At 70.0% G+C, this 13,202-nt stretch carries 13 protein-coding genes; 9 read left to right on the top strand and 4 right to left on the bottom strand.

The window, feature by feature from the left end:
- The first annotated feature begins 45 nt into the window (after window positions 1-45).
- Entirely contained in the window at window positions 46-345 is a 300-nt protein-coding gene (locus JW364_RS16045; RefSeq protein WP_004018846.1) for a DUF4193 domain-containing protein, read from the top strand.
- Window positions 346-442: 97 nt separating this feature from the next.
- Here the strand turns inward: JW364_RS16045 and JW364_RS16040 are convergent, their stop codons facing one another.
- Complete coding sequence (locus JW364_RS16040) at window positions 443-1,015, bottom strand: DUF3093 domain-containing protein (protein ID WP_065628894.1); 573 nt, start codon at window positions 1,013-1,015, stop codon at window positions 443-445.
- Window positions 1,016-1,037: 22 nt separating this feature from the next.
- Between JW364_RS16040 and dut the strand changes: the two genes are divergently transcribed.
- On the top strand, window positions 1,038-1,523 hold the full coding sequence (gene dut / locus JW364_RS16035) for a dUTP diphosphatase (protein ID WP_065628893.1): 486 nt from the start codon (window positions 1,038-1,040) through the stop codon (window positions 1,521-1,523).
- Window positions 1,524-1,632: 109 nt separating this feature from the next.
- Entirely contained in the window at window positions 1,633-2,538 is a 906-nt protein-coding gene (locus JW364_RS16030; RefSeq protein ID WP_205334525.1) for a DUF3710 domain-containing protein, read from the top strand.
- A 24-nt stretch (window positions 2,539-2,562) separates the two neighbouring features.
- On the opposite strand, the gene JW364_RS16025 is transcribed toward JW364_RS16030, so the two are convergent.
- Window positions 2,563-3,294 carry an alpha/beta fold hydrolase gene (locus JW364_RS16025; RefSeq protein ID WP_159370687.1) on the bottom strand — a complete coding sequence of 244 codons (732 nt, stop codon included), beginning with the start codon at window positions 3,292-3,294 and terminating at the stop codon, window positions 2,563-2,565.
- 378 nt (window positions 3,295-3,672) lie between these two features.
- On the opposite strand from JW364_RS16025, the gene JW364_RS16020 reads away from it, so the two are divergent.
- Window positions 3,673-4,047, top strand: coding sequence for an OB-fold nucleic acid binding domain-containing protein (locus JW364_RS16020; protein ID WP_004018839.1), 375 nt, complete (start codon window positions 3,673-3,675; stop codon window positions 4,045-4,047).
- Window positions 4,048-4,139: 92 nt separating this feature from the next.
- Window positions 4,140-4,766: a DUF3159 domain-containing protein gene (locus JW364_RS16015; RefSeq protein WP_238995087.1), complete on the top strand. Its 627-nt coding sequence runs from the start codon at window positions 4,140-4,142 to the stop codon at window positions 4,764-4,766.
- On the opposite strand, the gene JW364_RS16010 is transcribed toward JW364_RS16015, so the two are convergent.
- Complete coding sequence (locus JW364_RS16010; RefSeq protein WP_205334454.1) at window positions 4,747-5,409, bottom strand: TrkA family potassium uptake protein; 663 nt, start codon at window positions 5,407-5,409, stop codon at window positions 4,747-4,749. The genes JW364_RS16015 and JW364_RS16010 overlap by 20 nt on opposite strands.
- 22 nt (window positions 5,410-5,431) lie before the next feature.
- Window positions 5,432-6,100: a TrkA family potassium uptake protein gene (locus tag JW364_RS16005; protein WP_205334458.1), complete on the bottom strand. Its 669-nt coding sequence runs from the start codon at window positions 6,098-6,100 to the stop codon at window positions 5,432-5,434.
- Between the two features lie 78 nt (window positions 6,101-6,178).
- On the opposite strand from JW364_RS16005, the gene JW364_RS16000 reads away from it, so the two are divergent.
- The 4 genes from JW364_RS16000 to JW364_RS15985 all read left to right on the top strand — a co-directional run bounded on the left by JW364_RS16000 (window position 6,179) and on the right by JW364_RS15985 (window position 12,788).
- On the top strand, window positions 6,179-8,194 hold the full coding sequence (locus JW364_RS16000) for an APC family permease (RefSeq protein WP_137808743.1): 2,016 nt from the start codon (window positions 6,179-6,181) through the stop codon (window positions 8,192-8,194).
- Window positions 8,191-9,498: a class I SAM-dependent RNA methyltransferase gene (locus tag JW364_RS15995; RefSeq protein ID WP_205334455.1), complete on the top strand. Its 1,308-nt coding sequence runs from the start codon at window positions 8,191-8,193 to the stop codon at window positions 9,496-9,498. The genes JW364_RS16000 and JW364_RS15995 overlap by 4 nt, the downstream gene beginning before the upstream one ends.
- A gap of 150 nt (window positions 9,499-9,648) precedes the next feature.
- Window positions 9,649-11,607: a 1-deoxy-D-xylulose-5-phosphate synthase gene (gene dxs / locus JW364_RS15990; RefSeq protein ID WP_205334456.1), complete on the top strand. Its 1,959-nt coding sequence runs from the start codon at window positions 9,649-9,651 to the stop codon at window positions 11,605-11,607.
- 41 nt (window positions 11,608-11,648) lie between these two features.
- On the top strand, window positions 11,649-12,788 hold the full coding sequence (locus JW364_RS15985; protein ID WP_307814799.1) for a glutamate--cysteine ligase: 1,140 nt from the start codon (window positions 11,649-11,651) through the stop codon (window positions 12,786-12,788).
- Window positions 12,789-13,202 lie beyond the last annotated feature (414 nt).

The raw sequence follows: 13,202 nt of genomic DNA, 5'->3' as shown, positions 1-13,202 counted from the left end.
CGTCACCGTGAGCGCCCCTCACACTCTCGACAAGTTAGGCAAGGAATGGCTACAGATTACGACGCGCCACGACGGACGGAGACCGAGGACCTCAACGAGGACTCGCTCGAAGAACTGAAGGCTCGACGCAGCGAGGCGCAGTCCTCGGCAGTGGATGTCGACGAGAGTGATACCGCGGAGTCCTTCGAACTCCCGGGCGCCGATCTCTCGGGCGAGGAACTGTCCGTGCGTGTCATCCCCAAGCAGGCCGACGAGTTCACCTGTACCAGCTGCTTTCTCGTCTACCACCGCAGCCGGTTGGCCGAGGAGAACGGAAGCTCGCTCATCTGCGTCGACTGCGCGTGAGATGAACTGAGTCCAGCTGTCACAGCTGATGAAGGGGGCCGACGCCGAATACGGCGCGGCCCCTTCGTCGTGTCTCGGGTAGAGAGTCGTGCCCGGGTCAGGCGGTGGGTGCGGGACGGTCGGCCGCGGCGTCGTCGACGCCCAGCGCCGCAAGGAGTTCGGCGGGCCGACGTGTCGAGACCAGCCAATACGGTGTCGGGTCGTCGGGGTCGTCGAGCACGATGAGGACCATCGTCTTCACCCAGGAGCGGTGCACGAGATAGGCCGCCGGGTCGAGCTGCCGCCCGAGTGCGGCGCTCTTCGCGGTCGCCGGGACCGTCGCCGCCCGCGCGACGACGGCGCGCGGCAGGACCGCACGGTGGGCATGCAGCTCCCGATCCGCGGTCACCCGGATGCGGGTACGGCTCATCGACCACAGCATCACGACGCACAGCACGCCGGTGGCCACGTATCCGATGATGCTCCAGGCGCTCCCGCGCGCCGACAGCTGGATCTCGTAGCCCACCACGCCGGTGAGGACCACGGCTGCCAACCACCACCACCACGGCACGTACAGGCGCTCGTCGAACAGATCGGCGGTCGAGTCGGTGACGCCGGCGTTCCGCCCGGTGGGTGCGGGGGAGGCGTCCGAGGGTCCTCCGGGGCGCTCGGGCGAATGATCTGCGGTCACGTGACCAGCGTAGTCTGCCTGCGTGGCCTCAGATCTCCCCCCTGCGCACCCCGCTGACCCGGCGCCGATCGCGCTCCGACGCCTCGATCCCGACCTACCGCTGCCGACCAGGGCGCACCCCGGGGACGCGGGGGTCGATCTCTATTCGACGATCGATCTCGAACTGCCCGCCGGACGCCGTCAACTCGTCGGGACCGGGATCGCCGTGGCGTTGCCGATCGGCACCGTGGGGCTGATCCACCCGAGGTCGGGACTGGCCGCCCGGGCCGGCCTGTCGGTCGTGAACACCCCCGGCACCATCGACGCGGGCTATCGCGGGGAGATCAAGGTCTGTCTGATCAACCACGATCCGGAGCAGACGATCTCCATCTCGCGGGGAGACCGCATAGCCCAGCTGATCGTGCAGCGCGTCGAGCTGCCCGACTTCGTCGAGGTCGACGAACTCGACGACACCGCACGCGGCGACGGCGGGTACGGATCGAGCGGGGGATCGGCGATTCTCGCCTGACCGCTGCGGTGAACCGTCGCCCGGGGCTCTCCCCGACGGGAGTCGATTAGTGTTTCCCGTGTGTCCGGCGGATCGCTGTCGCCGGCGGTGACGAACGAGGAGTGACGCGATGGCACAGGACGGATCAGAGGAGCTGCGGGTCGGTCAGGCGCGCGGCCCCTACGACATCGACGCACTGGCGACCCGGCCGCAGGAGCTCGAGAACTCCCATCTGGACCTCGGATCGGTGCTGGTCCCGGTGGTCGAGGGCGGACAGGTCACCGTCGAGATGTCCGAGGCCCACCAGCCGCAGAACGTGTACCTGGTGACCCCCATCGGCCGGATCTCGGTGAGCGCCTTCGCCGCACCCAAGTCCCCCGGGATGTGGCGTGAGGTGGTCCGTGAGCTGGCCGCTTCCCTCCGCGACGACGGCGCGGCCACGAGTGTCGAAGACGGGCACTGGGGGCGTGAGGTGGTCGCCGAGACGGACGGTGCGACCCACCGGTTCATCGGGGTCGACGGCCCGCGCTGGCTCGTCCGGTGCGTGGGCAGCGGACCCACCGAGCATGCGGACGACCTCGCACGGTTGAGCCGCGCCGTACTGGCCGAGACGGTGGTCCGACGCGGGTCCGAGCCGTTCCCCCCGCGGGATCCGCTGCCCGTCGTGTTGCCGCCGGTGCTCGCCGAGCAGGTCGCGGCCGCCCAGCAGCAGATGTTCGCCGGCCCCCCGGCCGGACAAGAATCCCCGGACCCCTCCGCCCAGAACCCCACCGCCCCGAACCCCACCGCACAGGACGCGGGCCCGGGTGCCGCGACCACCGAGGACGCGACCGACGATTCGGTACCCGTTGCCGGGGGTGCGCTCGATCAGGTAGCCCACGCCACCGTCTATGGGGAGAACGCCTACCGCGACGAGCCGGAGGCGGCCGCCGCCCCGGAAGTGGAGTCCGCGGCTCCCGCCGATCCCGAGGTCGACGAGGAGCCGTTGCCGCCGTCGTCGGGCTCGGCGATGCAGCGCTTCCGCCGCCGCCGCTGAAGCTCCGGCCACACCGGGCTCCGATCACCCCGGCGGGTCGGTGAGTGCGACAAGCCCGGCCCGGAGCTCGTCTCCCAGCACACCCGGATCGTGGCCCCAGTCGTCGAGCGTGATCTCGACGAGGGTCGATTGCGGTGCGGCAGCATGCCATTCGCGGGCGACGGCGATGGGGTGGACCGGATCGTCGGCGGCCGCGACGATGGCCAGCGGCACCGTGAGCCCGGCGATCTCGGCCGGCGTCGGCGCCCGATGACGAGCCGCCTCGCGCAACATGCCGGCGAGGCCCGGGTACAGACCCCGCCACGACCGGGTCAGTTCCGCGGCCAGCCAGGCCGGGCTGCTGCTCGCCATCGCCGCGATGGTCGCCTCGAGTCCGTCGCGTTCGAGCGCCTCGGCGGTGGCGCCGGCACTCGCGGCCGCGGGTGCCGAGTGGGCGTCGCCGCTCCATGCCGGCAGTGCGGCGAGCACCCCGGCGCAGCGTCGGTCGGTGTCCTGCAGGGCCCACTCGAGCGCGATCGCGGCCCCGATCGACACCCCGCCCACGAGGATCGAGCGGTGGGCTCCGGCGGCCCGCTCCAGCCCGCGGAGGTGGCCGTCGATCAACGGCGTTGTCGGGTCCAGCGCGATGAGCTCTACCTCCAGGTCAGCTGCGGCGCGCTGAAAGGAACGGGTGACGTGATCGGCGTCGGAACCCGTTCCGGGTATGCCGACCAGAGCCGTCGGGCGAGGGCGGTGCGGACCGTCGGTGCCAGGCATCAGGGCATCATCCCCTAGTGGTGTGTCTCGAAAAGAGGCGGCCGATATCCGGTGGAGCGATCGGTGGTCTGGCAAGGCGGAGGAGGGAGGGATAGCGGAGCTATCTCGACCGACGACAACGCGGCCAGGCGCCGATCGAACGGCGGAGACCAGTCGCCTGTTTCTGAGACACACCACTAAGGTGTCCCGAGGCCCCCGCGCAGACCTGGACAGCGGGGGTCCGGCGACCACGGAATGGCCCCGCGGTCGCCGACGTTGTCACTGGCCGAGGCCGAGGTCTACGCTGGCGGGCAGGTCACCGATCACTCGTTCGGCGACCCACGGACACCGCTCTGTACAGCCCTGCGGTGCCGGCCGAAATCCATTGGGAGGGTCGAGATGCCCACTGCCGGCTATCTCAAACGACTGACCCGTCGGCTGACCGAAGATCTCGGTGACGCCGACGCAGAGAAGATCGCCGAGGAATCCAAGGCGACAGGCGCTCAGCGCGCGTCCGAGTGCTGCCGCGGTGACGAGGTCACCATGCACGGCGAACTGCGTGCCGTCGAGACCTGTTCGCGGTCGGCCAAGGCGGGGGTGAAGGCCGAGTTCTTTGACGGCTCCGACATCGTGATGCTGAAGTGGCTGGGCCGTAACCGCATCACCGGCATCGAGCCCGGCCGCAAGGTCACCGTCCGGGGCCGGCTCGCCGAGCAGGACGGCCACAAGGTGATCTACAACCCTTATTACGAGTTGCACGGCGTCGACGAGTGACCGGTCCGGTCCCCGAGCATCCGGCCTCGAGACAGCCGGACGCCGAACCGTCGGCACCCGGACAGTCAGCACCCGAGCAGGCGGCGCCCACGGTGCTCGAACAGATCGGTGGCGTCTCCGGCCTGGTCAATTCGACGGTGCCCGTCGTGGTGTTCGTCCCCGTCAACTCCTTCTTCGACCTCCGGACCGCCATCTACGCGGCGCTCGGCGTGGCGGCGCTGCTCTTCGTCGTACGGCTCGTGCGCCGCGAACCCCTGACCCCCGCGATCTCGGGTCTGCTCGGCGTCGCCATCTGCGTCTTCATCGCCGACCGGGTGGGGGATGCCAAGGGCTACTTCCTCTTCGGGATCTGGAGCACCCTCGTCTATGCGATCGTGTTCGCCGTCTCGATCCTGGTGCGGTGGCCCCTCATCGGGGTGGCCTGGCATCTGATCAACGGCGAGGGTTCCGGCTGGCGCAAGCAGCGTTCCATCCTCCGCGCCTACGACATCGCCACCGCACTGTGGGCAGTGCTCTTCGCGGCGCGCTACCTGACGCAGTCGGAACTGTACGACGACGGGGCCACCGGGTGGCTGGCGTTCGCGCGCATCGCGATGGGGTGGCCGCTGACCGCGCTCGTGGTGCTCGCGACGATCCTCCTGGTCCGCCGGGCACAGCGAGCCGAGGCGGCGCGCGCCGGCACCCCGCCGGACGCGGACGTCACCGCGCGATCTGCATAGCCTCGTAGAGGGCGGGCTCGGCCTCGGTGGGCGCGATGAAGACCAGTTCGTCGCCGCCCTCGAGGGGGTCGTCGCGCTGCGGGACGATGACGCGGCCGCCGCGCAGGATCGCGACGAGCGCGGCGTCGCGCGGCAGTTCCAGCTTCCGGACGGGCTTGCCGGCGAGGGGAGTGTTCGACGGCAGGGTGAGTTCGACGAGGTTGGCCTGCCCCTGACGGAACGTCATCAGCCGGACCAGATCGCCGACGGACACCGCCTCCTCGACCAGGGAGGCGAGCAGGCGCGGGGTCGAGACGGCGACGTCGACCCCCCAGTCCTCGCCGAACAGCCACTCGTTACGCGGGTCGTTGACGCGGGCGACGACCCGGTTGACGGCGAACTCGGTCTTCGCGAGCAGGCTCACGACGAGGTTGGCCTTGTCGTCGCCGGTCGCGGCGATCATGACGTCGTAGGTCTGTAGTTGCGCCTCTTCGAGATTGGCGAGTTCACACGCGTCGGCGAGCACCCAGCCCGCGCCGACGACCGCGTCGGTGTCGATGTGGCCGGCGTTGCGCTCGAAGAGCGTGACCTCGTGGGCGTTCACCAGAAGTTCGCGGGCGATCGAGCGCCCGACCGCGCCGGCTCCGGCGATGGCGACCTTCACTTCGGGACTCCTTCGGCCCGGGTCATCCGGACTCGTTCTGGGTGAACGGCCGCGCAGCGACGCCGCGGGCGTTCTTGAGGTTGTCGAGCATGACCGCTCCGTAGACCACATCATCTTGTTGCAGAACGGTTTTCGCCTCGGGGAGGACCGGACGTCCGACGCGGCTGAGGAAGGCCACCCGCGCGCCGGTCTGCTCCTGGAACTTGCCGACCGAGATCCCGATCCACGAGTCGTCGACGTCGATCTGGGCGACCGCCAGCGAACCCGACGGGTCGCGCCACTCCATCGTCGTCGTCTCGCCGAGCGCCGAGACGAACCGCTCGGTCGTCCAGGGGACGGTCGCCACCGTGGGGATGCCGAGCCGCTCGTACACCTCGGCGCGCTTGGCGTCGTAGATCCGGGCGACGACGCGCTCGACGTCGAAGGTCTCGCGGGCCACCCGCGCCGAGATGATGTTCGAGTTGTCCCCGGAGGACACCGCGGCGAACGCGTCGGCGTGCTCGATGCCCGCCTTGACGAGGATCTCGCGGTCGAACCCGACCCCGGTGATCGTGCGGCCCGCGAAGTCGGGACTCAGCCGCACGAACGCGCTCGGATCCCGATCGATGATCGCGACGTCGTGTCCGCGCTTCTGCATCGACATCGCGAGCGCGGATCCGACCCGCCCACAACCCATGATGACCACCTGCACGGCATTCCTCTCCACACGCGGCTCGTCTGCCGCGAGTCGAACCTACCCGCCTCGGCGCCAACGCTCTAGGGTTGCCTGGTGTCCACCGTCTCCAAGGTGTCCGTCGCGACGAAACGCCTCCTGCTCGGCAGGCCTTTTCGCAGCGACACGCTCGGTCACACGCTGCTGCCCAAGCGGATAGCCCTGCCGGTGTTCGCCTCCGACGCGATGAGCTCGGTGGCGTACGCGCCGCAGGAGATCTTCCTGGTCCTGTCCGTCGCCGGCATCAGCGCGCTGGCGTTCACGCCGTGGGTGGCGATCGCCGTCGCCGTCGTCATGGCCGTGGTCGTCGCGAGCTACCGCCAGAACGTGCACGCCTATCCCTCGGGTGGCGGCGACTACGAGGTCGCGACCGTCAATCTCGGTCCCAACGCGGGCCTGACCGTCGGCAGCGCCCTGCTGGTGGACTACGTGCTCACGGTGGCGGTGTCGGTCACGTCGGCGGCGGAGAACATCGGTTCGGCGATCCCGTTCGTCGAAGAGCACAAGGTGTGGTTCTGCGTCGGTGCGATCATGCTGCTCGCCGCGGTCAACCTGCGTGGCATCAAGGAGTCCGGGGCCGTGCTCGCGATCCCGACCTACGGGTTCATCATCGGTGTCCTGGGCATGCTCATCTGGGGGTTTACCGAGATCTACGTGCTCGGTCAGGACATCCATTCCGAGACCGCCGACTTCGGCATCGTGCCCGAACAGGACAATCTCACCGGGCTGGCGCTGATCTTCCTCGTCGCCCGGTCGTTCTCCTCGGGCTGTGCGGCGCTCACCGGGGTGGAGGCCATCAGCAACGGGGTGCCGGCCTTCCGGAAACCGAAGTCGCGCAACGCCGCGACGACGCTGCTGCTGCTGGGTGCGTTCTCCATCACCCTGCTGATGGGCATCGTGCTGCTGGCGGAGAAGATCGGCGCGAAGTACGTGATGAACCCGGAGCAGGATCTCATCGGGGCGCCGGAGGGTTACCAGCAGAAGGCCATGATCGCCCAGCTGGCCCATGCCGTCTTCGACTCGTTCCCGCCGGCCTTCTTCTTCGTCGCCACCGTCACCGCGCTGATCCTGCTGCTGGCCGCCAACACGGCGTTCAACGGTTTCCCGGTGCTCGGCTCGGTACTCGCGCAGGACCGCTACCTGCCGCGCCAGTTGCACACCCGAGGCGACCGCCTGGCGTTCAGCAACGGCATCCTCTTCCTCGCGATCGCCGCGATCGTCTTCGTCGTCGCGTTCGGGGCGCAGGTGACAGCGCTGATCCAGCTCTACATCGTCGGCGTGTTCGTGTCGTTCACCCTGAGCCAGACCGGCATGGTGCGGCACTGGACCCGCCTGCTGCGTACCGAGACCGACCCGAGCGCGCGGCGTCGGATGATGCAGTCCCGGGTGGTCAACACGGTCGGCCTGGTGATGACCGCGACCGTCCTGGTCGTCGTCCTGATCACCAAGTTCACCGAGGGTGCCTACATCGCGGTGATCGCGATGGTCTCGCTGTTCGTGATCATGAAACTCATCCATCACCACTACGCGTCGGTGCAGCGCGAACTCGACCGCGCCGAGGACGACGACGAGGCCGTCCTGCCCAGCCGCACGCATTCGATCGTGCTCGTGTCCAGCCTGCACATGGCGTCCAAGCGGGCCCTGCGGTACGCGCGGGCCACCCGTCCGGACGTGTTGGAGGCGATCACGGTCAACGTCGACGACCGCGACACCCGCAAGCTCGTCTCGGAGTGGGAGGCCAGCGACATCACCGTCCCGCTGAAGGTCATCGCCTCGCCCTATCGCGAGATCACCCGGCCCGTCATCGAATACGTGCGCCGGGTGCGGCGTGAGTCGCCGCGCGACGTCGTGACCGTGTTCATCCCGGAGTATGTCGTCGGGCACTGGTGGGAGCAGATCCTGCACAACCAGTCGGCGCTGCGCCTCAAGGGCCGGCTGCTGTTCGAGCCCGGCGTGATGGTGACCTCGGTGCCGTGGCAGCTCACCTCGTCGGACCGGCGCAAGGAAGACCGCGCGTACTGGGCGCCGGGGGAGACCCGTCGTGCGCTCGGCGAACCCGAACGGCGACCGTGAGCGGCCCGGCAACACCGCGCCGGGTCGAGGTGACCGTCGACCGTCCGGCCAACGGCGGTGAGTCCGTGGGCCGCGCCGACGGCCGCGTCGTGTTCGTCCGCGGGGCGATCCCCGGCGAACGGGTGGTCGCCGACATCACCGACGACCGGCACGACTCGTACTGGCGGGCTGAGGTGGCGGAGGTGCTCGACGCCTCGCCGCACCGGGTGGCGCCGCGGTGTCCGGCGGCTGCGGCCGGGGCCGGGTGCTGTGATCTCGCGCACGTGACGCCCGACCATGCGCGGGACCTGAAACAGGATGTGCTGCTCGATGTCCTGGATCGCGTGGGTCGTCTACCGGGCGAGATCGTGGCCGGCACCGAGCTGGCGACCGACGGCGTGCGGCGTCTCGGGGACGCCGAGGTGGGGTGGCGAATCCGGACCCGCCTGGCCGTGGACGGCCGGGGGCGCCCGGGGCAGTCGGCGTTCCGCGGCCGCGGCGTCGTCACCGAGGCCTGCGTCCAGCCCGCCCCGGGAATGCTCGACGGACTCGCCGACCGCGGTTTCACCACGCACTCCGAACTCGCCGTCGTGCTCGACGCCGACGGCGCGCGCCACATCACCGAACTCGCGCCCGTGGCGGAGCCGCGCCGGGGCCGCGCCGACAGCCGGCGCCGGGCGCAGCAGAACCGCGCCCGGCACGCACGGCCTCGTGCCCAGCGGGTCGTCGAGGGCGAGGCGACGGCCGTCCAGCGGGTCGGCGGGCGGTCGTGGGACATTCCCGTCGCGGGGTTCTGGCAGGCGCATCGGAACGCGCCGCGGACCTATGCGGAGACCGTCGTCGACTTCGTCGGTGCGCATCTCGGGGGACCGCCGCGGGTGGCGTGGGATCTGTACGGCGGGGCAGGGGTGTTCGCGGGTGCACTGCTCGACGGCCCGGCCGGTGCGCCGGACACGGTGCACATCGTCGATTCGGATCCGGCCGCACTCGACGCCGCCGAGCGGGCCTTCGCCGGCGACGGCGATGGGGTGCACACCCACCGCGGGGAGGTGGCGGCCCGGATCACGGACCTCACCGCGCGGCCGGACGTCGTCGTCCTCGATCCCCCGCGTACCGGAGCCGGGGAACGGGTGATCGGGGCGATCGCCGACGCCCGGCCCGGCATCGTGGTCCACGTGGGCTGCGACGCCGCCCGATTCGCACGTGATCTCGGATACTTCGCCGCACGCGGATACCGTGTCGTCGACATACGCGGTTTCGACGCTTTCCCGCTGACACACCACGTGGAGGCGGTGGCCTGCCTCATTCCGGCCGCCGACGGGTGAGCGGGGCGCGCTCGCGAGGTCCGGATCCCGACGCGTCGGCCATCCGTCGATCGGGCTCGCGACGAATGCTTCCGTAGACTGACCAGACATGTGCCGGACGTTCTCCGGCTCGACAGCCGACCTGGCGTCTCGCCGGTGATGGAGGAAACGATGGGTGTGCTCGACCGGATCAGCTCGCCGGCCGATCTCCGGCCGCTGTCGGACGAGGAGATGCAGGTCCTCTCGGCCGAGATCCGGACGTTCCTGATCGAGAAGGTCGCCGCCACGGGCGGACATCTCGGACCGAACCTCGGAGTCGTCGAGTTGACGCTCGGCATCCACCGCGTCTTCGACTCGCCGTCGGATCCGATCCTGTTCGACACCGGCCACCAGTCCTACGTCCACAAGATCGTCACCGGACGCAAGGACGGCTTCGATCAGCTGCGCCAGCGCGGCGGGCTCACCGGCTACCAGGAGCGCGCGGAGTCCGACCACGACTGGGTGGAGTCCTCGCACGCGTCGGCGGCGCTGTCGTATGCGGACGGGCTCGCGAAGTCCTTCGAACTGACCGGTCAGCCGGATCGCACGGTGGTCGCGGTGGTCGGCGACGGCGCCCTGACCGGCGGCATGTGCTGGGAGGCGATCAACAACATCGCCGCCTGCAACCGCCGGGTCGTCATCGTGGTCAACGACAACGGTCGGTCCTATGCGCCGACGATCGGCGGACTCGCGAGTCACCTGTCGGGGCTGCGCCTGCAGCCCGGGTACGAGAAATTCCTCGACGAGGGTCGCCGCGTCGTCAAGCAGGTGCCGGTCGTCGGGGAGCCGGCGTACGCCGTGCTGCACGGGATGAAGAGCGGGCTCAAGGACCTCCTGGCCCCGCAGGCGATGTTCACCGATCTCGGCCTGAAGTACGTCGGGCCCGTCGATGGTCACGACATCGACGCGGTCGAGTCGGCGCTGCGGCAGGCCCGCGACTTCGGCGGCCCGGTGATCGTGCACACCGTGACCCGCAAGGGCATGGGCTACGCCCACGCCGAGAACCACGTCGCCGACCTCATGCACGCGACCGGCATCATCGACCCGGTCACCGGCCGGCCCACGAGCGTCTCACCCCAGGACTGGACCGCCGTGTTCTCCGCCGCACTGCTCGACGCCGGCGCCAACCGTCCCGACGTCGTCGCGATCACCGCGGCGATGCCCGGGCCGACGGGGCTCACCCCCTTCGGCGAACGCTACCCGGACCGCATGTTCGACGTCGGCATCGCCGAACAGCATGCGATGACCTCGGCGGCCGGACTCGCGCTCGGCGGACTGCATCCGGTTGTCGCGATCTACTCGACGTTCCTCAACCGCGCGTTCGATCAGCTGCTGATGGACGTCGCGCTGCTGAAGCAGCCGGTGACGCTCGTCCTCGACCGTTCCGGCATCACCGGACCCGATGGCCCCAGCCACCACGGCATGTGGGATCTCTCGCTGATGGCGATGGTGCCCGGCCTGCGGGTCGCCGCACCCCGTGACGCCGTCCGACTGCGCGAGGAGTTCGACGAGGCTCTCGGCGTCGCCGACGGCCCCACAGCCCTCCGATTCTCCAAAGGTGCTGTCCCCGAAGACATCCGGGCGGTCGAGCGGCTCGACGACGGTGTGGACGTTCTGCACCGGACGGACCGGGACCTCGGTCCGGCGGGCGGCGATGTGCTCATCGTCGCGGTCGGTGCCTTCTGCGGGCTGGCCGTCGACACCGCCGAACGCCTGGCCCGTCAGGGAATCGATGCGACGGTCGTGGATCCGCGCTGGGTACTGCCGGTGCCCACCTCGGTGGTCGAGGTCGCGCGCCGCCACCGGCTCGTCGTGACGCTCGAGGACGGGTGCACCAGCGGCGGCGTCGGTTCCGCGGTCGCCGCCGCGCTGTCGGCGGCGGAGGTGCTCGTACCGGTCCAGATCAAGGGCATCCCGCAGGAGTTCATCGCACACGCCTCGCGCAACGAGATCCTGGGCGATCTCGGGTTGACCGCGCAGGACCTCGCCCGGTCGATCACCGCGACGGTCTCGGGCATGCAGGCCGGTCCCGGCCTGGACCGGGCGATCGAGAACACGCCCGATCCGGCGGAGAGCCGCGCCGAGGACTGACGTCCCGTTTGACCGATGCCGCCGCTGGGCATTTTCTCCGTGTGAACGACGAGTACGGTTCCGCGGGCGGGGATTTCCGGGGCATTCCGGCGCCGACCCTCGGGGTCGAGGAGGAGTTCGTCCTCGTCGACCGGGAGACCGGACGGCCGGTCGGGAGCAACCGCGAGGTCGCGGCCGCGGCATCCGCGCGCGGCCTCGACCTCGAGTTGGAACTCACCTCGTCGCAGGTGGAGATAGCCACGCCGACCGCGGCGACGAGTCAGGAGATCGGCGACCACCTGCACCGGCTGCGGGGCATCCTGGCGGCGGCCGCCGACGACGTGGGCGTCGACGTGGTCGCCTGCGGGGTGCCGCCACGCGTGCCCGAGTCGTTTCCGGTGACCGACACCGGCCGCTACCGGGCGATCGCCGCGCGGTACGGCATGCTGGCCCACGAACAGGGCATCAGTGGCTGTCACGTCCACGTGGGTGTCCCGGACACCGACACCGCCGTCGCGGTGTGCAATCGCCTGCGCCCGTGGCTACCGATACTGCTTGCGCTGTCGGCGAACTCGGCGATCTATCGCGACGCCGACTCCGGCCACGCCAGTTGGCGCTCGGTGCTCTGGTCGCGATGGCCGGCGGCGGGACCGCCACCGCACCTGCGGTCGGCCGAACACTTCGCCGAGACGGTCGAACTCCTCGTGGCCACGGGCACTATTCTCGACCCGCACATGCTGTACTGGGACGCTCGGCCGTCGGATCACCTGCCCACGGTCGAGGTGCGGGTCGGGGACGTGCAGATGCGGGTGGAGGAGACGCAGACCTTCGCCACCCTCGTCCGTGCGGCGGTGATGATCGCCCTCGACGACCTGCGCGCGGGGGACCGGCGGTTCCCGGCCGCGGACCTCGATCCGGCGCTGCTGTCGGCCGCGTACTGGATCGCCGCCCACGACGGCGTCGACGGGCGTGCGCTCGACCCGACGACCGGCGCGTTGGTGCCGGTCTGGACGCGGGTCGAGCAGCTACTCACCGTGCTCGCACCCGCACTGGACCGACTCGGCGAGCGGGACGGCGTCGCACAGACGCTGGACCGGCTGCGTCTGCAGGGCAACGGGGCCTCTCGGCAGCGGCGCCTCTTCGAGGAGTCCGGATCGGCTCTCGCCGTGGTCCGGGCCGCGACGCTGCACCCGCCCGTCTGACGACGGACGCCTGCCCTTCGTGGGGCTCGTCGCTAGGCGCTCCTCGCACCTCAGTACCAGCGGCCTGACGGCCGTCCTGGACTACGAAAGAAACCTGTGTGCTCGCGGCGAGCCCTACTACTGCTCCCTGAGGAGGCCGGAGCTTGCGGAGGCCGTCACGAAGGGTCCTGGTGAGATGCGTCGCGAACCCTTCGTGGCAGTGAGAATGGGTGTGGGTGGTTGACCGGGTTTGGGTCTGACTTACTTCGTGGCTGACGGTGCTGTCATGGGCGAGATGTGTCGGCCCGGAACTCCGGTCGATCACCTGCACCAAGTGACCTGTGAGGACCGGGGCGGGTGTGACCTGATTAGGACCCTGTCTGGCTGGTAGGCCGTGACTCTTCACTGTCCTGTCCACCCGCCCCGGTGAGGTCA

It is taken from the genome of Gordonia sp. BP-119, assembly GCF_016924115.1.
In the GTDB taxonomy this organism is placed as follows: domain Bacteria; phylum Actinomycetota; class Actinomycetes; order Mycobacteriales; family Mycobacteriaceae; genus Gordonia; species Gordonia hongkongensis.
The sequence above is the reverse complement of the archived record's forward strand: the minus strand, read 5'-3'. Positions and strand labels throughout refer to the sequence as shown.